The following is a 25,476-nucleotide window of genomic DNA, read 5'->3' on the forward strand; positions in this document are numbered from 1 at the left end:
GCCTCTTTGCTTTGCTCTGATCAAGTGGGCGATGTTCATTCGTCTCGGTAGTGACTATTGACATAAATGGTCACTTGAATAAGCATGGTGTATCCGCTACCGAGAGGTCTTTATGATCCAGCGCCACCGCATGTCAGCCATTTTCATTGTCTTGTTGCCGTTTGCCCTAGCGGCCTGCAACGAGACCACGCCTGCCGATCCTCGCCTTCAAGTGCCCTTGGTGCGCATCGGCGTGGTTCAACCCTCCGCGCCTGCGGCACGGGTATTCACCGGTATCGTCGCGGCCCGAGTTCAGAGCGATCTCGGTTTTCGGGTACCTGGGAAGGTCTTGGAGCGTTTGGTGGATGCTGGACAGAGTGTCAAGCGCGGGCAGCCACTTATGCGAATCGATGCCAACGACCTGACGCTGACCGCGCGGGCACAGCAGGAAGCGGTACTGGCCGCCATGGCCCGAGCTCGGCAGGCCTCCGATGACGAGCTTCGCTACCGTGATCTGGTGTCCGTCGGAGCGGTATCTGCTTCAGCTTACGCAGGGTTCAAAGCAGCTGCCGACTCGGCGAAAGCCCAACTCAACGCTGCCCAGGCCCAGGCTGATGTGGCGAAAAACGCGACCGGTTATTCGACGTTGCTGGCGGATGCTGACGGGGTGGTAGTGGATACCTTGGCGGAGCCGGGGCAGGTAGTTGGCGCAGGGCAGGTGGTGGTACGCGTTGCCCATTCAGGGCAGCGCGAGGCCGTGATCCAGTTACCCGAGACGCTACGTCCTGCGCTGGGCTCGGCGGCGACGGTTGAGCTATACAGCCAGCACCAGACTGCAGGTAAAGCGCGGTTACGCCAGTTGTCCGACTCTGCCGACCGACAGACCCGAACGTTTGAAGCGCGTTATGTGCTGGAGGGGGCACTCTCCAACGCCACCCTCGGATCGACGATCTCAGTGGTTATCGCTGACACGGATGTTGCTGATGCCAAGGAATTACAGGTGCCCATGGGGGCCCTCTACGACGCTGGTAAAGGCCCGGGGGTCTGGGTGGTGGGCGGGGAAGCGGAGCAGGTGGCATGGCGCCCGATCAAGGTTCGCGGCCTGAATAATGAGGCCAGCGTGCGCGTGACGGGGGATCTGCAGGTGGGTGATCGAGTTGTCGCATTGGGTGCTCACTTGCTGAGCGAGGGAGAGAAGGTCAGGACTGAACTCGCCGATGCTCCGCAAAATTCAGTGGTTGAGGTAAGTCGATGAGCGGCTTCAATCTTTCGGCGCTGGCCGTACGCGAGCGCTCAATCACCCTGTTTTTGATCCTGCTGATTTCTGTGGGTGGGTTGTACGCCTTCTTCAAACTGGGGCGTGCGGAAGATCCCGCATTCACCATTAAACAAATGACGGTGGTCACTGCCTGGCCTGGGGCGACGGCCCAGGAGATGCAAGACCAGGTGGTAGAAAAGCTGGAAAAACGCATGCAGGAGCTGCGTTGGTACGATCGGACCGAGACCTTTACCCGGCCCGGTTTGGCATTCACTACGGTGTACCTGCTCGACAGCACGCCGCCCTCAGCGGTCCAGGAGGAGTTTTACCAGGCGCGCAAGAAAATCCTGGATGAGCAGAAGGGGTTGCCGTCTGGGGTGATCGGCCCGATGGTCAATGATGAGTATTCCGATGTCACTTTCGCGCTCTATGCGCTCAAGGCCAAGGGCGAGCCCCAACGTCTGTTGGTGCGCGAAGCCGAGAGCTTGCGCCAGCGTCTGCTGCATGTGGCGGGTGTGAAGAAGGTCAACATCATCGGTGAACAGGCCGAGCGCATTTTTGTCGAGCTGTCCTACGAGCGTCTGGCGACACTGGGCATTTCTGCACGAGACATCTTCAGTGCGCTGAACACGCAAAACATGATAACCCCGGCAGGTTCGGTAGAAGCGAAGGGCCCACAGGTTTTCATCCGCCTGGATGGCGCGTTTGATGACCTGCAGAAGATTCGCAATACCCCGCTGACAGTGCAGGGCAGAACCCTCAAGTTGTCCGATGTGGCTGAGGTCAAGCGCGGTTATGAGGACCCCGCGACATTCCTGGTACGCAACAACGGCGAGCCGGCACTGTTGCTCGGCGTGGTCATGCGCGATGGCTGGAACGGCCTGGATTTGGGGAAGTCGCTGGATGCTGAGGCAACAGCGATCAATGAGCAGATGCCTTTGGGCATGAGCCTGACCAAGGTCACGGATCAGGCGGTGAATATTGGCGCCTCCGTCAACGAGTTCATGGTGAAGTTTTTTGCTGCCTTGGGCGTGGTGCTGCTGGTGTGTTTTCTCAGCATGGGCTGGCGTGTCGGCGTTGTGGTTGCCGCGGCGGTGCCGCTGACTCTGGCGGCCGTGTTCATTGTCATGGCGGCCACGGGCAAAGACTTCGATCGAATTACCCTGGGCTCTTTGATTCTGGCGCTGGGACTGCTGGTGGACGATGCAATCATTGCCATTGAAATGATGGTGGTGAAGATGGAGGAGGGCTACGACCGAATCAAGGCCTCCGCTTATGCCTGGAGCCACACGGCCGCGCCGATGTTGTCGGGGACGTTGGTGACGGCGATCGGCTTTATGCCCAACGGTTTTGCCAAGTCGACCGCTGGTGAGTACACCGCGAACATGTTCTGGATCGTTGGCATTGCGCTGATCACTTCCTGGGTGGTGGCCGTGGTGTTTACCCCTTACCTGGGCGTCAAACTGCTGCCGCAGATCAAGGTGCCTGAAGGCGGGCATACGGCGATTTACGGTACACCGAACTACCGGCGTTTCAGGCGCCTGTTGGGCAGTGTGATCCGCCGCAAAGGCCTGGTGGCGACATCCGTCGTGGGCTTGTTTGTTGTTGCGATTCTGGGCATGGGCGTGGTCAAGAAGCAGTTCTTTCCAACATCCGACCGACCTGAGGTGCTGGTTGAGGTGCAGATGCCTTACGGCACCTCTATCGAACAGACTGATGTGGCGGCGGCCAAGGTCGAGGCGTGGTTGGCTCAGCAGCCGGAGGCCAAGATCGTCACTGCTTACATTGGCCAGGGCGCGCCGCGCTTCTACTTGGCGATGGCCCCTGAACTACCCGATCCATCCTTCGCAAAAATCGTCGTCCTGACCGCGAATCAGCAAGAGCGTGAGGCGCTCAAGCTCCGCCTCAGACAAGCGGCGGCCGATGGCTTGGCGCCTGAAGCTCGGGTGCGGGTGACGCAGTTGGTATTTGGTCCTTATTCACCGTATCCGGTGGCCTTTCGGGTGATGGGCGCCGACCCCGCGGTGTTACGAGATATCGCCGCGCAGGTGCGTGCGGTCATGAGCGTCAGCCCCCTGATGAGGACCGTCAACACCGACTTAGGCGAGCGCGCACCGGCACTTCATCTCACGCTGGATCAGGATCGCCTGCAAGCATTCGGCTTGACCTCGACCGATGTCGCGCAACAGCTGCAATTCCTGCTTACGGGGGTGCCTGTCACCGAGGTGCGTGAAGACATTCGTTCGGTTCAGGTGGTGGCTCGCTCGGCGGGTGAAACGCGTCTGGATCCGTCGAAAATTGCCGCCTTCACGCTGACCGGCGTCCAAGGCCAGCGCGTGTCGCTGTCCCAGGTAGGGGCGGTGGATGTGCGCATGGAGGAGCCCATCCTGCGGCGTCGTGATCGGACGCCGACCATCACCGTGCGCGGTGACGTGGCTGAAGGTCTTCAGCCTCCCGATGTCTCCAGCGCCTTGATAACGCAGTTGCAACCCATCATCGAAAAGCTGCCGGCGGGCTACCGCATTGAGTTTGCCGGCGCGATCGAGGAGTCGGGTAAGGCAAACAAGGCATTGCTGCCGTTGTTCCCGATCATGATCGCGCTGATGTTGCTGACCATCATCATTCAGGTGCGCTCGATGTCGGCAATGATGATGGTGTTCGCCACCGCGCCTTTGGGCCTGATTGGTGTGGTGCCAATTCTGCTGCTGTTCCAGCAGCCGTTCGGGATCAACGCCTTGGTGGGATTGATTGCCTTGTCAGGGATTCTGATGCGCAACACGCTGATCCTCATTGGCCAGATTCACTCTAATAAGCAAGCCGGTCTGTCGCCTTATGACGCAGTGGTCGAAGCCACTGTGCAGCGTGCACGGCCAGTGATTCTCACGGCGTTGGCGGCGATGCTGGCGTTCATTCCGCTGACCCATTCGGTGTTCTGGGGAACGCTGGCCTACACCCTGATTGGCGGTACGTTTGCTGGCACCGTGCTGACCCTGGTGTTCCTGCCAGCGATGTACGCCCTCTGGTTCAAGATCAAGCCTGAGTCCGCGCATGAGCTTGCAGCGAACACTCATGTTGCTTGATACCTGCGTGTCTGGATCGTCTCAAAAAGGAGAATCGATATGAGCTCGTTGGCCCAGATTACTTAGCAGTTTGATCCCGCTGCGCCCTTTGTGGCTCCGGCCAACTGGCTCCAGGGAAGAACTGTGTTTGACGGGCTATCTCCAGCCTGTCATTGCAGGCGGTGTTGTTTGAGGCATGGCCGGATTGTGAGCTCGCCAGACCGTAGCGATTTTTACCTAGCGTGCAGTGAACTCAGTGCAATAGTTGTTTCTGCTGTCCCACCTTCAGAGATTACCGCGTTCCTTGTGGCTCATCTGCCGCTCGATGGCTGTGTCCGTCCACAAACCTGACTCGATCAGTGCGCTGCAGGCCACGGTGATAAGCCGGAGGCGCTTTGCCTCGTGCATGATGCTCTGCAGGTAGTTTTGTACCCTTAAAGCAATGTCTATCGTTCCGCGCTTCTTGATCGCTTCCAGGGGCCGCATAAGGTCGTGGGTTTCCAGGTCGACAATGGCGCGAGCGCCGATCAGCGGGAAGAGGTGAGTTTTGAGGCGACTCATCACTGTCTTGGAATAGTCCGGTGCCCACTTGGCTGACATTTCCGTGTGCCGGTCCAGCGCAACGCTTTCAAAGGTGCGGCCTTTGATCAGAGCGTCCGTCCTGGCTTGGTTCTTGGCTCATTTGGGGGCAATTCCATCCGCCAGCATTTGCTTCACCTCCAAGCGTTTGCGGCGCGCATCGGCGAGGCCAACGATAGGGTAGTTGCCGAATGAGGTCAGTCCTTCCCGTCCGTCAGGTTTGACATATCTGAGACGCCAGCCTTTGCGACCATTGGGTTGGACTTGAAGGTAAAGGCTGTCGCCGTCGAAAGGCTTGTAGGCGCGGTCTTTGGGCTTGGCCGAACGGCAAGCGGAGTCGGAGAGTGGAGCAGTGGTGCGCGACATAAGGGTATTCCCTTTTATCGAACTGACCTTTATCCCAAGATCTGCCCTTAAAACGCCGCGCACCCACCGGAATCCGACGGAACGCCAAAACGAAAAAACCCGCCATAAGGCGGGTTTTTGGTGTTCAGAGATTTTGAAAGCCTACTCCGAACCTTGTCTGGCTCCACGACCTGGACTCGAACCAGGGACCCAGTGATTAACAGTCACTTGCTCTACCAACTGAGCTATCGCGGAATGGCGTGTATGTTACTGATTCAAAAAGAGAAGTCAAGCACCTGCTGACAACTTGAGGAATTCATCGGGACGGACGGTGGTTTATCGGCGATTGGCGGTTACCAGAACGGCACCAGAGGTCTACCATGGCCGCCCGGAAGTGGTTACACGCGCTGCCGGCCATTCGCCGAAAAGGTACGCGCCATGAATCACCCAGCCCTCACACTTCGCAACAACGAGGTGTCCGCATGAGCATCGCTCAGATCAGCCTGCCCAAAGGGGTCGGTCCGCACGCCGAAAAACTGTTCGACGCCATCACTCAGGCCAGCACCGCTGACGAATTGAATCGCGCAGGCGGCAAGGCCGAAGGTTTTGTCCTGGGCCTGGAAAGCACCAAGGCCATCAAAAGCCAGGTCGCCGAATCGCTGTACGTCGCCTATGACGATGCAGCCAGCCAGCGCGCGACCGAACTGGCTTAACCGCCGAACGTCACGGTGGCGAGCATCAGTTTGGCGTAAAGCAGCGTCGCACCCAGCTGCACCAGCCACAAGGCCAGGCCGCCGAGGAACACACCCGCAGCCACTTGCAGCACCAGGTTACTGCTGCGTTTGGCCGGGACGCGGGGGATGAAGTCATTCAGGTCATCCAGGTCATCGCGCTCAGCGCGCAGGTCATCGTTTTTCATGTGGGTTCTCGTCAGAATTCCGGAATGTACATAGAACTTGTGGAAGCGGGCTGGCCCGCGATAGGGCCCTCACATTCAACACAGTTGTTGGTTGACCGGCCACCATCACGGGCAAGCCCGGCTCCCACAGTAATATGATGTGCAGTCTAGAGCGCTCGACCATGAGGTTGAGAATTATCTGAGCCAATAAAAAAACGGGAAGCCCAGAGGCTTCCCGTTTTTCGTATTACCGTACGACTCAGATCACCGCAACGATGGCCTTGGTCACGACATCAATGTTGTTCTGGTTCAACGCGGCGACGCAGATGCGGCCGGTGTCCAGGGCATAGATGCCGAACTCGTTGCGCAGACGGGTGACTTGCTCAACCGTCAGGCCGGAGTAGGAGAACATGCCGCGCTGACGCCCCACAAAGCTGAAATCGCGCTGTGGCGCGTTTTTCGCCAGCAGGTCAACCATCTGGGTGCGCATGCCGCGAATCCGCAGGCGCATTTCGGCCAGTTCTTCTTCCCACTTGGCGCGCAGCTCCGGGCTGTTCAGCACAGCGGCGACGATGCTTGCACCGTGGGTCGGCGGGTTGGAGTAGTTGGTGCGGATCACGCGTTTGACTTGCGACAGCACGCGCGCGCTTTCCTCTTTCGATTCGCTGACGATCGACAGGGCGCCCACGCGCTCGCCGTACAGCGAGAAGGATTTGGAGAACGAGCTGGAAACGAAGAAGGTCAGGTCCGATTCAGCGAACAGACGCACGGCGGCGGCGTCTTCGTCGATGCCATCGCCAAAGCCCTGGTAGGCCATGTCGAGGAACGGTACGTGACCCTTGGCCTTCACGGCTTCCAGAACGTTTTTCCAGTCCGCCGGGCTCAGGTCCACGCCGGTCGGGTTGTGGCAGCAGGCGTGCAGCACAACGATCGAGCCGTTCGGCAGGGCGTTCAGGTCTTCCAGCAGGCCGACACGGTTAACGTCGTGGGTCGCGGCGTCGTAGTAGCGATAGTTCTGCACCGGGAAACCGGCGGTTTCGAACAGCGCGCGGTGGTTTTCCCAGCTTGGGTCGCTGATCGCCACGACAGCGTTCGGCAGCAGTTGCTTGAGGAAGTCGGCACCGATTTTCAGTGCGCCAGTACCGCCAACGGCCTGAGTGGTGATGACACGGCCAGCAGCGATCAGCGGCGAGTCATTGCCAAACAGCAGTTTCTGAACGGCCTGGTCGTAAGCCGCGATGCCATCGATCGGCAAGTAGCCACGGGAAGCGTGTTGAGCGACGCGAATCGTCTCGGCTTCGACAACGGCGCGCAGGAGTGGAATTCGCCCCTCCTCGTTGCAGTAAACACCGACCCCCAGGTTGACCTTGTTGGTACGGGTATCGGCGTTGAATGCTTCGTTGAGGCCCAGGATTGGATCGCGTGGTGCCATTTCGACAGCGGAGAACAGGCTCATTTTTGCGGCGGCTCTGAATGGAGAGTGGAGGGACGTGTCGCGCTCCAGCCGAATGCACTAGAGCGGTGCACAAACGGGGAGCTAGTATAGAGGTCATCTGCGATTGATGGCGACAGTCGATTTGGCTTTTACCGTAAGTTTTCCCGATTATTTTTCGACCGTTAGTCGATTGATCCCGTCAAAGACTTCAAGGGATGTAGGACGTTTGCCTTGAAAGCGAGGGCAATCGGCTCCACATTGAGCGCAATCCAGTTTTTTCCTCGGGCGACGTCGGTCGTTTGTGGTCTTTTTCGTAGCTGTCCGGCTTGACCGGACGGGCGCGACCCAGAGGGTATTTCATGTCTGAATTCCAGCTAGTCACCCGCTTCGAGCCCGCCGGCGATCAGCCGGAAGCCATTCGCCTGATGGTCGAGGGCATTGAAGCCGGGCTGGCGCACCAGACATTGCTCGGTGTGACCGGCTCGGGCAAGACGTTCAGCATTGCCAACGTCATCGCCCAGGTTCAGCGCCCGACACTGGTGCTGGCGCCGAACAAGACCCTGGCCGCGCAGTTGTACGGTGAATTCAAGGCGTTTTTTCCGAACAACGCCGTCGAATACTTCGTGTCCTACTACGACTACTACCAGCCCGAAGCCTACGTGCCGTCCTCGGACACCTTCATCGAGAAAGACGCCTCGATCAACGATCACATCGAGCAGATGCGACTCTCGGCGACCAAAGCGTTGCTGGAGCGCAAGGACGCGATCATCGTCACCACGGTGTCGTGCATCTATGGTCTGGGCAGTCCGGAAACCTATTTGAAAATGGTGCTGCACGTGGATCGGGGTGACAAGCTCGATCAGCGCGCTTTACTGCGTCGCCTGGCGGACCTGCAATACACCCGCAACGACATGGATTTCGCCCGAGCGACCTTCCGCGTGCGCGGTGATGTGATCGACATCCACCCGGCAGAATCCGATTTCGAAGCGATCCGCATCGAGCTGTTCGATGACGAAGTCGAGAGCCTGTCGGCCTTCGATCCGCTGACCGGCGAGGTGATTCGCAAGCTGCCGCGCTTCACCTTCTACCCGAAAAGCCACTACGTGACGCCGCGAGAAACCCTGCTCGGCGCCATTGAAGGGATCAAGGTCGAGTTGCAGGAGCGCCTGGAATACCTGCGCTCCAACAACAAACTGGTGGAAGCGCAACGTCTTGAGCAACGCACGCGCTTCGACCTCGAGATGATCCTCGAGCTGGGCTATTGCAACGGCATCGAAAACTACTCGCGCTACCTCTCGGGCCGTGCGTCCGGCGAGGCGCCGCCGACCTTGTTCGATTACTTGCCGGCCGACGCCTTGTTGGTGATCGACGAATCCCACGTCAGCGTGCCGCAGGTCGGTGCCATGTATAAGGGCGACCGCTCACGTAAGGAAACGCTGGTGGAGTACGGCTTCCGTCTGCCCTCGGCGCTGGACAACCGGCCGATGCGTTTCGACGAGTTCGAAGGCATCAGCCCGCAGACGATTTTTGTCTCGGCCACGCCGGGCAACTACGAGGCTGAACATGCGGGCCGGGTGGTCGAGCAACTGGTGCGCCCGACCGGTCTCGTGGACCCGCAAATCGAAATCCGTCCGGCGCTGACTCAGGTCGACGATTTGCTGTCGGAAATCACCAAGCGCGTCGCCCTCGAAGAGCGGGTGTTGGTCACCACGCTGACCAAGCGCATGTCCGAAGACTTGACCGATTACCTGGCCGACCACGGCGTGCGGGTGCGTTATCTGCACTCGGACATCGACACCGTGGAACGGGTCGAAATCATTCGCGATTTGCGACTCGGAACCTTTGATGTGCTGGTGGGGATCAACCTGCTGCGTGAAGGCCTGGACATGCCGGAGGTCTCGCTGGTGGCGATCCTTGATGCGGACAAGGAGGGCTTCCTGCGTTCCGAGCGCTCGCTGATCCAGACCATCGGTCGCGCGGCGCGTAACCTCAACGGTCGGGCGATTCTGTACGCGGACCGCATTACCGGCTCCATGGAGCGGGCCATCGGTGAAACCGAACGTCGACGCGACAAGCAGATTGCCTTCAACCTGGCCAACGGCATTACGCCGAAAGGTGTGTTCAAGGACGTTGCCGACATCATGGAAGGCGCCACCGTGCCAGGCTCGCGCAGCAAGAAGCGCAAGGGCATGGCCAAGGCCGCCGAGGAAAGCGCCAAGTACGAAGCGGAATTGCGTTCGCCGGGAGAGGTCGCCAAGCGCATCAAGGCCCTGGAAGAGAAGATGTACGCCTTGGCGCGCGACCTGGAATTCGAAGCGGCGGCGCAGATGCGCGATGAAATTACCAAGCTGCGGGAGCGGTTGATTGCTGTTTGAGATTTGCAGTGCCTGTCAGGCCGCCATCGCGAGCAGGCTCGCTCCCACAGTTGACCCAGTCAGCGCGATCCAATGTGGGAGCGAGCCTGCTCGCGATGAGGCCAGTCTTGACGACACAATACTCAACTAGTGCGCCTCGCCAGCCTTCAACCCCGCCGGTAATTGCTTGGTCAGCAACACCGCAATCATGCTGATCCCCAGCGCAATCCCGACAAAATGAAACGCATCGTTATAAGCCATGATCGACGCCTGTTGATGGGCGATCTCACTGAGCTTGCCCAGCGCCGCCGTTTCACTGCCAAACCGGTCGGTCAGCGACGCCATGCGCTCGGCGACCTGCGGGTTGCTCGGCACGATGGATTCACGCAAATAATCAAAGTAGGTCTTGGTCCGCGCATCCAGCAAGGTGGCGAGGAGGGCGATGCCGATTGCGCCGCCGAGGTTGCGCAGGATGTTGAACAGGCTCGACGCCGAGCCCGCATCCTGCGGCAGGATGTACGCGGTGGCGATCAGCGAGATGGTCACCATGATCAGCGGCTGGCCGAGTGCGCGGATGATCTGGATCTGATTGAACTGCGGTCCGGCAAAGTCCGGGTTCAGCACACCCGAGGAAAAACTCGCCAGGCCGAACAACCCGAAGCCCAGCGTGCACAGCCATTTCGGCGAGACGTATTTCATCAGCTTGGGCACCAGCGGAATCAGGAACAGCTGTGGCACGCCCATCCACATGATCACTTCGCCGATCTGCAGGGCGTTATAGTTCTGGATCTGCGCCAGGTACAGCGGCAACAGAAAGATCGAGCCGTACAGCCCGACGCCCATTCCCAGGCTGGAAATACTCGATAAACCGAAGTTGCGATTGCCCAGGATGCCGAGGTTGATCAGCGGGTTGGGCTTGGAAAATTGCACGATCACAAAGGTGATCAGGCTGATCAGGGCGATGCTGCCGAGCGCAACGATCAGGTCCGATTCCAGCCAGTCCTTGCGATGGCCTTCTTCCAGAAACACCTGCAAACAACCGAGTCCGATACCCAGGGTGACAATCCCCGTGTAGTCGGTGCTTTTCAGCAGTTCCCAGTGCGCTTCTTTTTTCTCCAGGCCATACATCAGGCCGGCGATCATGATCAGGCCCGGCGGGATGTTGATGTAGAAGATGTATTCCCAGCCCCAGTTCTCCGTCAGCCAGCCGCCGAGTGTCGGTCCGATGGACGGCGCGAACGTTGCGGTCATGGCGAACATCGCCATGCCTTTGGCGCGGTGGTGCTCGGGAAGCTTGATCAGCGTCAGGGTGAACGCCAGAGGAATCAACGCGCCGCCGGTGAAGCCTTGCAGTGCGCGGAAAATGATCATGCTTTCCAGGCTCCACGCCATCGAGCAGAGCAGGGACGCGGCAAGGAATCCAAGCGAAACCCATACCGCCAGTCGACGCGCCGAGAGCAGCTGCACCAGCCACGCCGTCAGCGGAATCATGATGATTTCCGCGACCAGGTACGACGTGGAAATCCAGGAGCCTTCTTCCAGGGTCGCCGACAGCGCGCCCTGAATATCCTTGAGCGACGAATTGGTGATCTGAATGTCGAGCACCGCCATGAACGCGCCGAGCATCACACTCATCACCGCGATCCAGTCCCGCCGGGTCGGTTCGCCGGCCGGGCGGATCAGTTGATCACCGGCCATCGTCAGGGGCGTCTTTGATGTTCACTTTGGCGGTAACCGACATGCCCGGACGAATCTTTCCGTGCAGCGGGTTGTCCGCGGCGAACGTCAGTTTTACCGGAATCCGTTGTACGACTTTGGTGAAATTGCCGGTGGCATTGTCCGGCGGCAACAGGCTGAACTGCGCGCCTGAGGCCGCGAACAGGCTGTCGACCCGCGCTTCAATCGGTGTGTCGCTGTAGGCGTCGAACGTCAGTTCGGCTTTCTGGCCGGGCTGCATGTGGCCGATCTGGGTTTCCTTGAAGTTCGCCTGAATCCAGATGTCCTGATCCGGGACGATCGACAGCAAATAAGCGCCGGCCTGCACATACTGGCCTTCGCGGGCGGCGCGCTGGCCGATCAGGCCGCTGATGGGGGCGTGGATTTCGCTGCGGGTCAGGTTCAGTTCAGCCTGGGCCAGATCGGTTTTGGCGTTGGCGATCATGGCGTCGAGGCGCTTGATTTCGGCGCTCAGGGAATTGACTTGCTGGCGCTGGCTTTGAGCATCCGCCTGGGCTTTGGTTACCTGTGAGCGGGCGATGTGGTTGTCGGCGGAGAGGGTGGTGACCCGCTCTTCGGAAACGTAGCCCGGTTTGCGAAGGGTTTGCGCGCGGGACAAATCGATTTGCGAGCGACCGAGGCTGGCTTGACTGGAGGCCACTTGCGCCTCGCTCGCGGCAATCAGGCTGGCTTGCTGGGTCAGTTTGCTCTGGGCTTGCAGGCGTTCGGCCTGGCGAGTGGCGAGGGCTGCGTTGGCGCGGTCGACGGCGAGGTGGAAGTCATCGCCTTCGAGCTTGATCAGCAACTGGCCTTTCTCGACGTGCTGGTTGTCCTGCACCAGCACCTGATCGATGCGCGCGCCCAACTGGCTCGACACACGGGTGATCTCGCCCTGGACGTAAGCGTTGTCGGTGCTCTCATAAAACCGTCCCTTGAAGAACCACTGGGCAAAGAAGCCGCCGGCAATCAGCAGGACGATCAACAGGAAAATAAACAGGCGACGCTTGAGTTGGGCAGGCATGGGGCAAACTGTAGTCGAGAAATTGTAAGGAAAGTTATCAGCAGGCGAATCTGGCATACAGTCGATAGTGGGTAAATGCCATCGGCTGATAATCCATCATTCATCCCGGCCCGAGCCCGTTGTAGACGCAAACTTGGCTTAAATGCCCTGTTCGCTGGAGCCGGGCGGGCAACGCCTGTTACCATTCGCCCTTTGTTTTATCTTCATTTCGAGACTTGCCATGACCACCGTCCGCACGCGCATCGCGCCATCGCCTACCGGGGACCCCCACGTAGGTACCGCTTACATCGCTTTGTTCAACTACTGCTTTGCCAAGCAGCACGGCGGTGAGTTCATCCTGCGGATCGAAGACACCGATCAATTGCGTTCGACCCGCGAGTCCGAACAGCAGATTTTCGACGCCCTGCGCTGGTTGGGGATCGACTGGAGCGAAGGCCCGGACGTCGGCGGCCCGCACGGTCCGTACCGTCAGAGCGAGCGCGGCGACATCTATCAGAAGTACTGCCAGCAACTGGTCGAAATGGGTCACGCCTTCCCGTGCTTCTGCACCGCCGAAGAACTGGACCAGATGCGCGCCGAGCAAATGGCTCGCGGTGAAACCCCGCGATACGACGGCCGTGCACTGTTGCTGTCCAAGGAAGAGGTCGCGCGCCGCCTGGCCGCCGGCGAGCCACATGTGATCCGTATGAAAGTGCCAAGCGAAGGCGTGTGCGTGGTGCCGGACATGCTGCGTGGCGACGTCGAGATCCCGTGGGATCGCATGGACATGCAAGTGCTGATGAAGACCGACGGCCTGCCGACGTACTTCCTGGCCAACGTGGTCGATGACCACCTGATGGGCATCACCCACGTCCTGCGCGGCGAAGAATGGCTGCCTTCGGCACCGAAACTGATTCTTCTGTACGAATACTTCGGTTGGGAGCAACCGGAGCTGTGCTACATGCCGCTGCTGCGTAACCCGGACAAGAGCAAGCTGTCCAAGCGCAAGAACCCCACCTCTGTGACGTTCTACGAGCGTATGGGCTTCATGCCGGAAGCGATGCTCAACTACCTCGGGCGCATGGGCTGGTCGATGCCGGACGAGCGCGAGAAGTTCTCGCTGCAGGAAATGGTCGACAACTTCGACCTGAGCCGCGTCTCCCTCGGCGGGCCGATTTTCGACATCGAGAAGCTGTCGTGGCTCAACGGCCAGTGGCTGCGTGATTTGCCGGTGGCAGAGTTCGCTTCGCGCCTGCAAACCTGGGCACTCAACCCTGAATACATGATGAAGATCGCGCCGCACGTGCAGGGTCGCGTCGAGACTTTCAGCCAGGTCGCACCGCTGGCCGGATTCTTCTTCGCCGGGGGCGTGAACCCGGATGCCAAGCTGTTTGAATCGAAGAAGCTGTCGGGCGACCAGGTGCGTCAGCTGATGCAACTGATTCTGTGGAAGCTGGAAAGCCTGCGTCAGTGGGAGAAGGACAACATCACCGCGACGATTCAGGCGGTGGTCGAATCCCTCGAGCTGAAACTGCGTGACGCCATGCCGCTGATGTTCGCTGCCATCACTGGCCAAGCCAGTTCGGTATCGGTGCTGGATGCGATGGAAATCCTCGGCCCGGACCTGACGCGTTTCCGTCTGCGCCAGGCGATCGACCTGCTGGGCGGCGTGTCGAAGAAAGAAAACAAAGAGTGGGAAAAACTCCTCGGCAACATCGCCTGATCCACACAGGAGGAGCTGGCGCAGGCTGCGATCTTTTGATCTTGCTCATCGGCGTAGCCAAAAAGATCGCAGGCTGCGCCAGCTTCTACAGACCCGTGTTCTTTCCGAAGTCCCCCGTTTTCCGGGGGGAGGGCGGTAAGTGATTGTTATGTCGGCAAAAAACTTTGGAAATTGTTAAAAATAAATTTGACACGTTTCCAAAGCGCCATTAAGATTCGCCCCGTCCTCAGCGATGAGGGGCTATAGCTCAGCTGGGAGAGCGCTTGCATGGCATGCAAGAGGTCGACGGTTCGATCCCGTCTAGCTCCACCAATTTACACTTCAAGGTCTGGCCACACCGGCCTTGAAGCGATCAACACTCAGCGTTGATCTGTTGTATAGAAGGGTTTGCGTCCCCTTCGTCTAGTGGCCTAGGACACCGCCCTTTCACGGCGGTAACAGGGGTTCGAGTCCCCTAGGGGACGCCAGTTTTACAGAAGCGATGTTGCAAGATGTCGCTCCGCCGCGAGGCGAAAAATCCGGGGCTATAGCTCAGCTGGGAGAGCGCCTGCATGGCATGCAGGAGGTCAGCGGTTCGATCCCGCTTAGCTCCACCAATTTTACAGTTCAAGGTCTGGCCACACCGGCCTTGAATCGATCAGCCCTCAGCACTGATCAGTTGTATAGAAGGTTTTGCGTCCCCTTCGTCTAGTGGCCTAGGACACCGCCCTTTCACGGCGGTAACAGGGGTTCGAGTCCCCTAGGGGACGCCACGATTACCCGCTCTGCGGGATTTTATAAGGGTCATTCAATTATTGAATGGCCCTTTTGTTTGTCTGGCGTTTGGCCAAATCCCCTCATTTCTTTCAAGCTGTGCTTCAGACCAACGGTCACACCCACGACTTGCGTAAAATTATTATGAGAATAATATTCTAGTCGTAATATTCGGAGGCAACGATGAACGATAAAAAAGCTCAAACCCGCGAACGCATCCTCAAGGCCGCCAGCGCAGCGCTGATTCAGCGCGGCCCGGCCGAACCGAGCGTGGGCGAAGTGATGGGCGCAGCCGGCCTGACGGTGGGCGGCTTCTATGCGCACTTCGAAAGCAAGGACGCAATGATGCTGGAAGCGTTCAAGCAACTGCTCGGTCATCGCCGTGGCCTGATCGCCGACATGGACACCGAATTGACCGGCGAAGAACGTCGCGCCTTGGTCGCTGCGTTTTACCTGTCACGAAAACACCGTGATTCCTCTGAGTCGGCATGCCCGATCCCGGCGTCTGTCGGTGAGCTGGGTCGCCTGCCGGACGCGTTTCGCGTGGCGTTGAATGAGCATGTGGAAATGATGGTCGCGCAGTTGGCGGCCAGCCCGGAAGACACCGACAAAGCCTTGGCCGACATGGCCTTGATGGTGGGTGGTTTGGCTCTGGCGCGAGCGTTGGGGCCGGGAGAGTTATCCGATCGATTGCTGCGTGCCGCCAAGTCGGCGGTGATATGACCTGAAGGCAATGGCCTGAGGAGTGAGAGCGATGAGCACGTTAAAGTGGGTTCGTGGCGTTAATGGCACCTTGGGCTGGTTTGCACCGAAACTGGTCGCAAGCAAAATGCGACTGGCATTCATGACGCCGCGGGATCTGCCGCCGCGAGACTGGGAATTGCCTCTGCTGGCGAAATCCGAGCGCATCACTTTACGCTTCGGCCTTTCAGCGTTGCGCTGGGGGCAAGGCCCGGCGGTGTTGCTGATGCACGGTTGGGAAGGCCGGCCGACGCAGTTTGCCAGCCTGATTACCGCGCTGGTGGATGCCGGTTACACCGTCGTCGCGTTGGATGGCCCTGCCCATGGTCGCTCACCGGGCAATGAAGCAAACGTCGCGCTGTTCGCCCGGGCCATGCTTGAGGCCGCCGCCGAGTTGCCGCCGCTGCAGGCGGTCATCGGTCATTCGATGGGCGGTGCCAGTGCCATGCTCGCCGTTCAGTTGGGTTTGCGCACTGAAACCCTGGTGACGATTGCTGCGCCGGCGCGAATTCTCGCGGTGCTGCGTGGTTTTGCCCGTTACGTGCGACTGCCGCCAAAAGCCCGTTCGGCGTTCATCCGCCAGGTAGAGAAAGACGTTGGCATGCGTGCCGCTGCACTGGATGTCTCGCACTATCAACTCGACATGCCCGGGCTGATCGTTCACGCCGAAGACGACTGCTTCGTTCCGGTCAAGGAGTCCCAGCTGATCCACGAAGCCTGGTTCGACAGCCGTCTGTTGCGACTGGAAGAAGGCGGTCATCAACGGGTATTGGCTGACCCTCGGGTGATTGATGGCGTGTTATCACTGCTGGCCGGCCGCAGCCTGCAATCGCGCCAATCGGCCTGAGCATCCGTTACACTGCCCCGGTCGACATAATCTGACCGGGAGTGAGGCATGGGCTGGGATCGGGCAACGCCATTTATCATTGATCTGGAGGTGGGCGCCGAGGACATCGACGGGTTGGGTCACGCGAACAACGCGGTGTATGTGACCTGGCTCGAGCGCTGCGCCTGGCGCCACTCTCAGCGGCTTGGCCTGGACCTGGTCGAGTACCGGCGGCTTGATCGGGCGATGGCGGTGGTGCGGCACGAGATCGATTACCTGGCTGCGGCCTATGAGGGCGATGAGTTGCAACTGGCGACCTGGATCGTCGATTGGGACCAGCGTCTGAAAATGACCCGGCACTTCCAGCTGAAACGCCCCAGCGACAACACCACGTTGCTGCGGGCGCAGACCACGTTTGTCTGTATCGAATTGTCCACGGGCAAGCCCAAGCGCATGCCCGCCGAATTCATCGAAGGCTACGGCCCGGCGTTGCAGGTTCCGAGCTGACACGATCGCTGTGGCGAGGGAGCAAGCTCCCACGCCATAGCGGTATGAACAAGTCTTTCGACAGGCAATCCAGTAAACTGCCGCACGTTTTTCGTCGAGTGTGTTTTTCATGCAAATTGCTTTGGCACCCATGGAGGGGTTGGTCGACAACATCCTGCGGGACGTGCTGACCCGTGTGGGCGGTATCGATTGGTGCGTCACCGAGTTCATCCGGATCAACGATCAGTTGCTCACACCTGCCTATTTCCACAAGTTCGGCCCTGAATTGCTGACGGGCGCACGCACGGCGTCTGGCGTGCCTTTGCGCGTGCAGCTATTGGGCTCCGATCCGGTGTGCCTGGCGGAAAACGCCGCGCTGGCCTGCGAGCTGGGCTCCGAAGTCATCGACCTGAATTTCGGTTGCCCGGCCAAAACCGTCAACAAGTCGCGCGGTGGCGCGGTGTTGCTCAAAGAGCCTGAGCTGCTGAATCAGATCGTCGAGCATGTCCGCCGCGCCGTTCCAGCGCACATTCCGGTCACTGCGAAAATGCGCCTGGGCTTCGACAGCCCTGACGGTTCGCTGGTCTGCGCCACGGCCCTGGCCGAAGGCGGCGCGGAACACATCGTGGTGCATGCGCGGACCAAGATGGACGGTTACAAACCACCGGCACATTGGGAGTGGATTCCCCGAGTGCAGGAGGTGGTCAAGGTTCCGGTGTTCGCCAATGGTGATATCTGGAGCGTCGAGGACTGGCGCCGTTGCCGAGAAATCAGCGGCGTGGAAGACATCATGCTCGGCCGCGGGCTGGTGTCGCGTCCGGACCTGGCCCGGCAAATCGCTGCCGCCCGTGCCGGTGAAGAAGTGGTCGAAATGAGCTGGGCCGAACTGCTGCCGCTGATTCAGGATTTCTGGCTGCAAGCCAAGGCGCAGATGACGGCGCGCCAATCGCCGGGTCGCCTGAAGCAGTGGCTGGCGATGCTGACGCGCAATTATCCCGAAGCGGTTGAGCTGTTCACCGTCCTGCGCCGTGAAACCGAACTGGATCAGGTCTCGCGTTTGCTGGGGTTACAGGTGTTGGAGGCGGCTTAAAAAAATTTGAAAAAATCTCTTGAAAAGCAATCGGCGGTCCTTATTTAAGGATTACGCGATGCCGAATTCGGGTCGCGGAGACAAAAAAACTTGCTGATATGTTTTCAGGAGATTTGAATCATGAGCACTGCATTTTCCATGGCACCACTGTTCCGTTCCTCGGTCGGTTTCGATCGTTTCAACGACCTTTTCGAAACCGCACTGCGCAATGAGCCAGGCAGCACCTATCCACCTTACAACGTTGAAAAACACGGCGACGACCAATACCGCATCGTCATAGCGGCCGCCGGTTTCCAGGAAGAAGACCTGGAACTGCAAGTGGAAAAAGGTGTGCTGACCATCAGTGGCGGCAAACGTGACGCGAACGAAGACGTCACTTATCTGTACCAGGGCATCGCGCAGCGGGCCTTCAAACTGTCCTTCCGCCTGGCGGACCATATCGAAATCAAGGCCGCCGGCCTGAGCAACGGTCTGTTGAGCATCGACCTGTTGAGGGTGGTTCCGGAAGAGGCGAAAGCCAAACGTATCCCGATCAACGGGACGCAAAAACCAGCACTGCAGCACTAAGGCAGGGCAATGAAAAGGGCGCCAATGGCGCCCTTTTTTTTCTTTTTCCATGTAGGAGCTGCCGAAGGCAGCTCCTACACCGTCCGCTTTATTTCAGAAGCTTCTGAAACGCCTCCACCGGCAGCGGCGAACTGTGCAAATACCCTTGATAAAAATGGCAACCCAGCCCCTGCAAGAACTCAAGCTGCTCCGGGGTTTCCACCCCTTCGGCAATCACTTTCAATTGCAGGCTGCGAGCCATGGCGACGATGGCGCGGATGATTTCGGCATCGTTGGGGTCGGTGGTGGCGTCGCGGATGAATGACTGGTCGATTTTCAGCGTGTCCACCGGCAGTCGCTTGAGGTAGGTCAGCGAGGAATAACCGGTGCCGAAGTCGTCCATGGCGAAGCTCACGCCGATTTTTTTCAAGCGACGCATTTTGCTGATGGTGTCTTCCAGATTCTGGATGACGATGCCTTCGGTGATTTCCAGTTTCAGCAGCGAGCAGGGGAGGCCATGGCTGAAGAGGCTGTGCTCGATGCGCTCGACGAAGTCGTTCTGGCGGAATTGCCGCGGGCTGATGTTCACGCACAGGCTGAAATTCAATGGGTCGATCAGGCCCTTTGCGATCAACTTTTTAAAGGCCGCGCACACTTCGTCGACGATCCAGGTGCCGACCTCCAGAATCAACCCGCTGTCTTCCAGCACCTTGATGAATTCGGTCGGCGATTGGGCGCCGAGTTCCGGGTGGCACCAGCGCACCAGCGCTTCGGCGCCGACGATACGGTTGTCGCGAGCATCCACTTGAGGCTGGTAATGCACCTCGAACTCGCCCCGGGAAAGGGCCAGGCGCAAGTCGGTTTCCATGCGCAGGCGTTCACTGGCGGCCTTCTGCATGGTGTTGTGGTACATCTGCGTGGTGTTGCGCCCGGAATCCTTGGCCCGATAAAGCGCAATGTCGGCGCGTTTGAGCAGGTCGGTCGGGGTCGAGCCGTGATCGGGAATCAGCGCGATGCCGATACTCGGCGTCACTTGCAGGCGTTGACCATCAAGGAACATCGGTTCGGACAACAGCTCGCGCAAGGTGTCCGCGAGGTCACGGACCTGGGCGCTGACTTCATTACGCGAGCCTTCCAGGCCGCTGAGCAACACCACGAATTCGTCGCCGCCCAGCCGGGCGACGGTGTCTTCCATGCGCACGCTGGCTTCAAGGCGGGCGGTGATGATCTTCAGCACCGTGTCGCCCACCGGGTGGCCGAGCGAATCGTTGATGTGCTTGAAGTGGTCGAGATCGAGAAACATAAGGGCGCCACGCAGGTTGTGGCGTTTGAGTAGGGCGATCTGCTGGCTCAGGCGGTCCATCAACAGTGCGCGGTTCGGCAGGTTGGTCAGCGGGTCGTGGTAGGCCAGGTGACGGATCTGCGCTTCGGCGTTTTTCAGCAGGCTGACGTCCCGCGCGGTCAGCAGCAGGCAAGCGGTTTCGTTGAGCGTGATCGGTTCCACCGACACTTCGACGGTCAGCAGTTCGCCGCGCTTGTTGCGGCCGAGCATTTCCTGGTGATGCACCCGGCCCTTGATCTGTAGCTCGGCCAGCAGCGCCGAGCGTTGTTTTTCTTCGGCCCAGATGCCGACCTGGTAGACCGTGCGGCCGACCACTTCATCGGCGCGATAGCCGGTCAGTCGGCAGAAACCATCATTGACCTCCAGATAACGCCCGGTGTCGCGCTCGGTGATGGTGATGGCGTCAGGGCTGGAGTGGAAGGCCTTGGCGAACTTCTCTTCGCTGGCCTTGAGCGCCGCTTCCGAACGTTGTTGCTGGGTGATGTCGCGCAAGGTGGTGACGATGCACGGCTGGTCGCCGACGCTGATTTGTCGACTGGATATCACGCAGGTCAGCGATTGGCCGTCCTTGTGCTGAACGAGGATGGCCACGTTGTTCAGGCCCTGTTCGCGGATGACTTGCTCGATCCGGCGCAGGCTTTTTGCCGACGCGTCCCACAGGCCGATTTCGTCGGCGCTGCGGCCAATCACCTCGACGGTGCTCCAGCCGAAGGTCTGGGTAAAACTGGAGTTGATCTCGATGAACTGGCCGGTGTCCTGGCGAGTGACGCAGATCGGGTCCGGACTGACCTGGAACAGGGTGGCAAACTTTTCTTCGGAGGCGACCAGTTTCTGTTCGCGCTCGACCTGATCGGTGATGTCCAGCAAGGTGCCGGCCATGCGCAACGGGGCGCCGTTTTCATCGCGATAGAGGCGGGCGCGGCTTTCCAGGTAGCGCGAAGTGCCGTCCTCAAGTTGCACGCGGTAGGTCAGCTGATAGTTGCCCGCCGGGCCTTCGCGCAGGCTGCGGTAGGCATCGCGCATGCTGTCGCGCTCTTCGCCGGGCACACCTTCGAAAAACGCTTCGAACGACTCATGGAACGGTATGGGATCCAGCCCGTGCAGTTGCGCGGCCCGGGCCGAGCCGTAAAGCATGCCGCTGGGAATGTGCCAGTCCCAAGTGCCGAGTTGTGCCGAGTCCAGCGCCAGATCAAGGCGTTCCTGGCTGTCTTTCAGGGCGAGCTCGGCGATCTTGCGCTCAGTGGTGTCGAGGAAGGTGCTGAGCAGAAAGGGCTGGCCCTCGAGTTCGACTTTCTGCGCGCTGAGGATGCCGTCGTGGACCTGGCCATTGCTGGCCCGAAACTGCACTTCCATACTGACCAATTCGCCTTTGGCCTTGGTCGCCTTGACCAGTTTCTCCCGTTGCTCAGGGTGAACCCACAAACCCAGTTCAATGGTGGTGCGGCCAATCGCGTTTTGCACCGGCCAGCCGAACAGGCTTTCGAAATACTGGTTGGCTTCGGTGATCAGGCCGTCTTCCTGGCGGGTCAGCAGCACCATGTTCGGACACAGGTGAAACAGCGTCGCGAAACGTTTTTCCGAGCTGCTCAGGGCCTGTTCACGCTGGCGCTGATGGGTGATTTCGCGGATCACCCCGATCATGCGCGGCCGACCGTGTTTATCCGGCAGCAAACTGCCATTGATCTCCAGCCAGTGCAGGCTGCCATCGGGCCAGCGGATGCGGTGGTGCATCGCCTGCTCCAGCGGGGCGCCGGCAATCACCGCGTGGAACGCGCGAATGGTTTTGGCCCGATCTTCGGGCGGCAGCAGGTCGAGGTATTCCAGGTCGGCCGGCAACGGCTGCCGGGGATCGAAGCCGAACAAAGCCTGCGTGCCCCGCGACCAGCTGATCTGCCCGCGCTCAATGTCCCAATACCAGGCGCCCAGCCGTGCGCCGTTGAGGGCGGCCAGCAACTGCGGCGCGCTTTCCCAGCTCTGCTCGGACCGTTTCGGGTCAAGCGCCTGTATACGTGGCATCGGCGGAATACGGTCAACAGATTTCGGCATTGGCAGGCCTTGGGCTGAATTGGGCGTTAGGCACAGGAATTCGCGGCTCTATAGGCGTAGCACAAGTTAGCCTGGAGTCCCTGGCAAATCGATTTGTGCATCCAGCAAGGCCATGAAGGCCCGTGCTGCGTTCGACAGCGTCCGTTCGGTGTGCAAGATATAGCCTAGCTGGCGAGACAGTTGTATGCCCGGCAAAGGTATTCGTGCAACTTGATCGTCGAGCATGGTGCGCGGCAACACGCTCCAGGCCAGGCCGATCGAGACCATCATCTTGATGGTTTCCAGATAATTCGTGCTCATGGCGATATTCGGCGTCAGGCCTTGCGCTTCGAACAGGCGCTGGACGATGTGGTGAGTAAAGGTGTTGCCGCCGGGGAATACGGCCGGGTGCAGGGCAATGTCCGCCAGGGTCACCGCGCCATTGCTGATCAATGAATGCTCCGGGGCGACCACGAAATCCAGCGGGTCGTCCCACACCGGCGTGGCCTTGACCAGCGCGTGGGGCTCCGGCGCGAGGGTGATGACCGCCAGTTCGGCACGGCCGTGGAGAATTTCTTCGTAGGCCACTTCCGAATCGAGGAACTGGATATCCAGCGCGACTTGCGGGTAACGGCGGGTGAATTCCCTCAATAAGGGCGGCAAACGGTGCAGGCCGATGTGGTGACTGGTGGCCAGGGTCAGGCGGCCGCTGACTTCGCCGGTCAGGTTGGTCAGGGCGCGGCGGGTGTCGTCCAGCACGTTCAGAATCTGATAAGCCCGTGGCAGCAGGGCGCGACCGGCCTCGGTCAGCCCGACTTCGCGGCCCAGGCGGTCAAACAGGCGCACCTTCAACTGCTGCTCCAGCCCGGCAATGCGTTTGCTGATCGCCGGCTGTGTCAGGTGCAGCCGTTCACCGGCGCCGGAGAAGCTTCCGGTCTCGGCGATGGCAATAAAGGCATTGAGGTTGGCGAGGTCCATTGCTGTATTCCAGTTGGTTATCCAAAGCATAAAAAATATGAATTTGAGTTATTTAATGTAACCCCCTAGGATCGACCTCACAAGCCAAAGGGTTATTGAAATTCTCAAGACCCGGGGCATAGAAACAAGCTGATGAGGAACCGTCTGATGGCCGGCAAAACGCTCTACGACAAGCTCTGGGATTCGCATTTGGTCAAGCAGCGCGACGATGGCTCTGCGCTGATCTACATCGATCGTCACATCATCCACGAAGTGACCTCGCCGCAAGCCTTTGAAGGCCTGCGTCTGGCCGGGCGCAAGCCTTGGCGCATCGATGCCAACATCGCGACCCCGGACCACAACGTACCGACCACGCCGGAGCGCAAGGGCGGCATTGACGCCATTGTCGACCAGGTCTCGCGTTTGCAGGTTCAGACCCTCGACGACAACTGCGATGAATATGGCATCGTCGAATTCAAGATGAATGATGTGCGTCAAGGCATCGTGCACGTGATCGGCCCGGAGCAGGGCGCGACCTTGCCGGGCATGACCGTGGTTTGCGGCGACTCCCACACCTCGACCCACGGCGCATTCGGTGCTCTGGCTCACGGTATCGGCACTTCCGAGGTCGAGCACGTACTCGCCACCCAGTGCCTGGTCGCCAAGAAAATGAAGAACATGCTGGTGTCCGTCGAAGGCAAATTGCCGTTCGGCGTGACGGCCAAGGACATCGTTCTCGCGGTCATTGGCAAGATCGGCACCGCCGGCGGTAACGGCCATGCGATCGAGTTCGCCGGTAGCGCGATTCGCGATCTGTCGGTCGAAGGCCGCATGACCATCTGCAACATGTCCATCGAGGCCGGCGCTCGCGTAGGCCTGGTGGCAGCGGATGAAAAAACCGTGGCTTATGTGAAGGGTCGTCCATTTGCCCCGAAAGGCGCGGAATGGGACTTGGCTGTCGAAGCCTGGAAAGACCTGGTGACGGATAAAGACGCCACGTTCGACACCATCGTCGAGCTCGACGCGACCGAGATCAAGCCGCAAGTCAGCTGGGGCACCTCGCCCGAGATGGTGTTGGCCGTTGACCAGAACGTTCCCGATCCTGCGAAGGAAATGGACCTGGTCAAGCGTGGCTCCATCGAACGCGCTTTGAAATACATGGGTTTGACCGCCAATCAGGCGATCACCGACATCCAGCTCGACCGTGTTTTCATTGGCTCCTGCACCAACTCGCGGATCGAAGACCTGCGCGCTGCAGCCGTCATCGCCAAGGGCCGCAAAGTGGCTTCGACCATCAAGCAGGCCATTGTGGTGCCAGGTTCGGGTCTGGTGAAGGCGCAGGCCGAGTCGGAAGGCCTGGACAAGATTTTCCTCGACGCCGGTTTTGAATGGCGCGAGCCGGGTTGCTCGATGTGCCTGGCGATGAACCCGGACCGTTTGGAGTCGGGCGAGCATTGCGCATCGACCTCCAACCGTAACTTTGAAGGCCGTCAGGGCGCCGGTGGTCGTACCCACCTCGTGAGCCCGGCCATGGCCGCCGCCGCCGCTGTGAACGGTCGTTTTGTCGACGTCCGTGAATTGATCTAAGGAGCGCAGCATGAAAGCTTTTACCCAGCACACTGGTCTTGTCGCGCCTCTGGATCGTGCCAACGTCGACACCGACCAGATCATTCCGAAGCAGTTCCTGAAGTCGATCAAGCGCACCGGTTTTGGCCCGAACCTGTTCGATGAGTGGCGTTATCTGGATGTGGGCCAGCCGTATCAGGACAACTCCAAGCGTCCGCTGAACAAGGACTTTGTCCTCAATGCCGAGCGTTATCAAGGCGCCAGCGTGTTGCTGGCCCGCGAAAACTTCGGTTGCGGCTCCAGCCGTGAACACGCGCCATGGGCGCTGGAAGAGTACGGTTTCCGCAGCATCATTGCGCCGAGCTACGCCGACATCTTCTTCAACAACAGCTTCAAGAACGGCTTGCTGCCGATCATCTTGAGCGACGCTGAGGTGGATGAGCTGTTCCAGCAGGTTGAAGCGAATCCTGGCTACCAGTTGCAGGTGGATCTCGAAGCTCAGACCGTGACCCGGCCAGATGGCAAAGTGTTGAGCTTCGAAATCGACGCATTCCGTAAGCATTGCCTGCTCAATGGCCTGGACGACATTGGTTTGACCTTGCAGGACCACGAGGCGATTGCGACGTTTGAAGCCAGGCACCGGGCTAGCCAGCCCTGGTTGTTTCGCGACGCGTAAGTTTGCGTAAGGCGTGATGACGCCATCGCCAGCAGGCTGGCCCCACATTGATTTGCGGCGTTCACAAAACCCTGTGGGAACGAGCTTGCTGGCGATGACGACAGTTCAGACAACACACATAT

General features: G+C 59.5%; 18 protein-coding genes, 5 tRNA genes and 1 pseudogene. 16 read left to right on the forward strand and 8 right to left on the reverse strand.

Annotated features, from left to right (window positions below; genetic code table 11):
• The first annotated feature begins 112 nt into the window (after positions 1-112).
• Positions 113-1,234, forward strand: a complete 1,122-nt coding sequence (locus tag B723_RS15785; protein WP_017339653.1) for an efflux RND transporter periplasmic adaptor subunit — start codon at positions 113-115, stop codon at positions 1,232-1,234.
• Positions 1,231-4,317, forward strand: a complete 3,087-nt coding sequence (locus B723_RS15790) for an efflux RND transporter permease subunit (protein ID WP_017339652.1) — start codon at positions 1,231-1,233, stop codon at positions 4,315-4,317. The genes B723_RS15785 and B723_RS15790 overlap by 4 nt, the downstream gene beginning before the upstream one ends.
• Positions 4,318-4,614: 297 nt before the next feature.
• Here B723_RS15790 and B723_RS15795 read toward each other — a convergent pair.
• Positions 4,615-5,241, reverse strand: a pseudogene (locus B723_RS15795) (tyrosine-type recombinase/integrase); the annotation flags it as partial.
• Positions 5,242-5,399: 158 nt separating this feature from the next.
• Positions 5,400-5,475: transfer RNA gene (locus B723_RS15800), tRNA-Asn, on the reverse strand.
• Positions 5,476-5,702: 227 nt separating this feature from the next.
• Here B723_RS15800 and B723_RS15805 point away from each other — a divergent pair.
• On the forward strand, positions 5,703-5,933 hold the full coding sequence (locus B723_RS15805; RefSeq protein WP_008007186.1) for a hypothetical protein: 231 nt from the start codon (positions 5,703-5,705) through the stop codon (positions 5,931-5,933).
• Here the strand turns inward: B723_RS15805 and B723_RS15810 are convergent.
• A complete protein-coding gene (locus B723_RS15810; RefSeq protein ID WP_017339649.1) occupies positions 5,930-6,139 on the reverse strand; it encodes a hypothetical protein in 210 nt (69 codons plus the stop codon). The two genes, B723_RS15805 and B723_RS15810, sit on opposite strands and share 4 nt — an antisense overlap.
• Before the next feature lie 238 nt (positions 6,140-6,377).
• Positions 6,378-7,574, reverse strand: a complete 1,197-nt coding sequence (locus B723_RS15815) for an amino acid aminotransferase (RefSeq protein WP_017339648.1) — start codon at positions 7,572-7,574, stop codon at positions 6,378-6,380.
• 338 nt (positions 7,575-7,912) lie between these two features.
• Between B723_RS15815 and uvrB the strand changes: the two genes are divergently transcribed.
• Entirely contained in the window at positions 7,913-9,928 is a 2,016-nt protein-coding gene (gene uvrB / locus B723_RS15820) for an excinuclease ABC subunit UvrB (RefSeq protein ID WP_017339647.1), read from the forward strand.
• A gap of 126 nt (positions 9,929-10,054) precedes the next feature.
• Here the strand turns inward: uvrB and B723_RS15825 are convergent, their stop codons facing one another.
• Positions 10,055-11,545, reverse strand: a complete 1,491-nt coding sequence (locus B723_RS15825; RefSeq protein ID WP_193393025.1) for an MDR family MFS transporter — start codon at positions 11,543-11,545, stop codon at positions 10,055-10,057.
• A gap of 49 nt (positions 11,546-11,594) precedes the next feature.
• Positions 11,595-12,644 carry an HlyD family secretion protein gene (locus B723_RS15830; RefSeq protein WP_017339645.1) on the reverse strand — a complete coding sequence of 350 codons (1,050 nt, stop codon included), beginning with the start codon at positions 12,642-12,644 and terminating at the stop codon, positions 11,595-11,597.
• 220 nt (positions 12,645-12,864) lie between these two features.
• Here B723_RS15830 and gltX point away from each other — a divergent pair, with 220 nt between their 5' ends.
• The 10 genes from gltX to B723_RS15880 all read left to right on the forward strand — a co-directional run bounded on the left by gltX (position 12,865) and on the right by B723_RS15880 (position 18,809).
• Complete coding sequence (gltX, locus tag B723_RS15835) at positions 12,865-14,346, forward strand: glutamate--tRNA ligase (protein ID WP_017339644.1); 1,482 nt, start codon at positions 12,865-12,867, stop codon at positions 14,344-14,346.
• Positions 14,347-14,582: 236 nt separating this feature from the next.
• Positions 14,583-14,658, forward strand: a tRNA-Ala gene (locus B723_RS15840).
• A gap of 79 nt (positions 14,659-14,737) precedes the next feature.
• A tRNA-Glu gene (locus tag B723_RS15845) sits at positions 14,738-14,813 on the forward strand.
• Positions 14,814-14,866: 53 nt separating this feature from the next.
• Positions 14,867-14,942 (forward strand) — tRNA-Ala (locus tag B723_RS15850).
• An 80-nt stretch (positions 14,943-15,022) separates the two neighbouring features.
• Positions 15,023-15,098: transfer RNA gene (locus B723_RS15855), tRNA-Glu, on the forward strand.
• A gap of 184 nt (positions 15,099-15,282) precedes the next feature.
• Positions 15,283-15,822, forward strand: a complete 540-nt coding sequence (locus B723_RS15860) for a TetR/AcrR family transcriptional regulator (RefSeq protein WP_017337622.1) — start codon at positions 15,283-15,285, stop codon at positions 15,820-15,822.
• Positions 15,823-15,853: 31 nt separating this feature from the next.
• A complete protein-coding gene (locus B723_RS15865; protein ID WP_017337623.1) occupies positions 15,854-16,687 on the forward strand; it encodes an alpha/beta fold hydrolase in 834 nt (277 codons plus the stop codon).
• A 48-nt stretch (positions 16,688-16,735) separates the two neighbouring features.
• Complete coding sequence (locus B723_RS15870; protein WP_017337624.1) at positions 16,736-17,173, forward strand: acyl-CoA thioesterase; 438 nt, start codon at positions 16,736-16,738, stop codon at positions 17,171-17,173.
• Between the two features lie 109 nt (positions 17,174-17,282).
• The gene (locus B723_RS15875) at positions 17,283-18,242 is read left to right on the forward strand and encodes a tRNA dihydrouridine synthase (protein ID WP_017337625.1); all 960 of its coding nucleotides are present in this window, start codon (positions 17,283-17,285) and stop codon (positions 18,240-18,242) included.
• Positions 18,243-18,362: 120 nt separating this feature from the next.
• A complete protein-coding gene (locus B723_RS15880) occupies positions 18,363-18,809 on the forward strand; it encodes an Hsp20 family protein (RefSeq protein WP_017337626.1) in 447 nt (148 codons plus the stop codon).
• Positions 18,810-18,897: 88 nt separating this feature from the next.
• On the opposite strand, the gene B723_RS15885 is transcribed toward B723_RS15880, so the two are convergent.
• Both B723_RS15885 and B723_RS15890 read right to left on the reverse strand, forming a co-directional pair.
• Positions 18,898-22,176 carry a PAS domain S-box protein gene (locus tag B723_RS15885; RefSeq protein WP_017337627.1) on the reverse strand — a complete coding sequence of 1,093 codons (3,279 nt, stop codon included), beginning with the start codon at positions 22,174-22,176 and terminating at the stop codon, positions 18,898-18,900.
• Between the two features lie 66 nt (positions 22,177-22,242).
• On the reverse strand, positions 22,243-23,133 hold the full coding sequence (locus tag B723_RS15890; RefSeq protein ID WP_017337628.1) for a LysR family transcriptional regulator: 891 nt from the start codon (positions 23,131-23,133) through the stop codon (positions 22,243-22,245).
• Positions 23,134-23,280: 147 nt separating this feature from the next.
• Here B723_RS15890 and leuC point away from each other — a divergent pair, with 147 nt between their 5' ends.
• Together leuC and leuD are read left to right on the forward strand one after the other, a co-directional pair.
• Entirely contained in the window at positions 23,281-24,699 is a 1,419-nt protein-coding gene (gene leuC / locus B723_RS15895) for a 3-isopropylmalate dehydratase large subunit (RefSeq protein WP_017337629.1), read from the forward strand.
• A gap of 10 nt (positions 24,700-24,709) precedes the next feature.
• Positions 24,710-25,354, forward strand: a complete 645-nt coding sequence (gene leuD, locus B723_RS15900; protein ID WP_017337630.1) for a 3-isopropylmalate dehydratase small subunit — start codon at positions 24,710-24,712, stop codon at positions 25,352-25,354.
• Positions 25,355-25,476: the final 122 nt, after the last annotated feature.

This window comes from Pseudomonas fluorescens NCIMB 11764 (genome assembly GCF_000293885.2).
Classification (GTDB): Bacteria; Pseudomonadota; Gammaproteobacteria; order Pseudomonadales; family Pseudomonadaceae; genus Aquipseudomonas; species Aquipseudomonas fluorescens_B.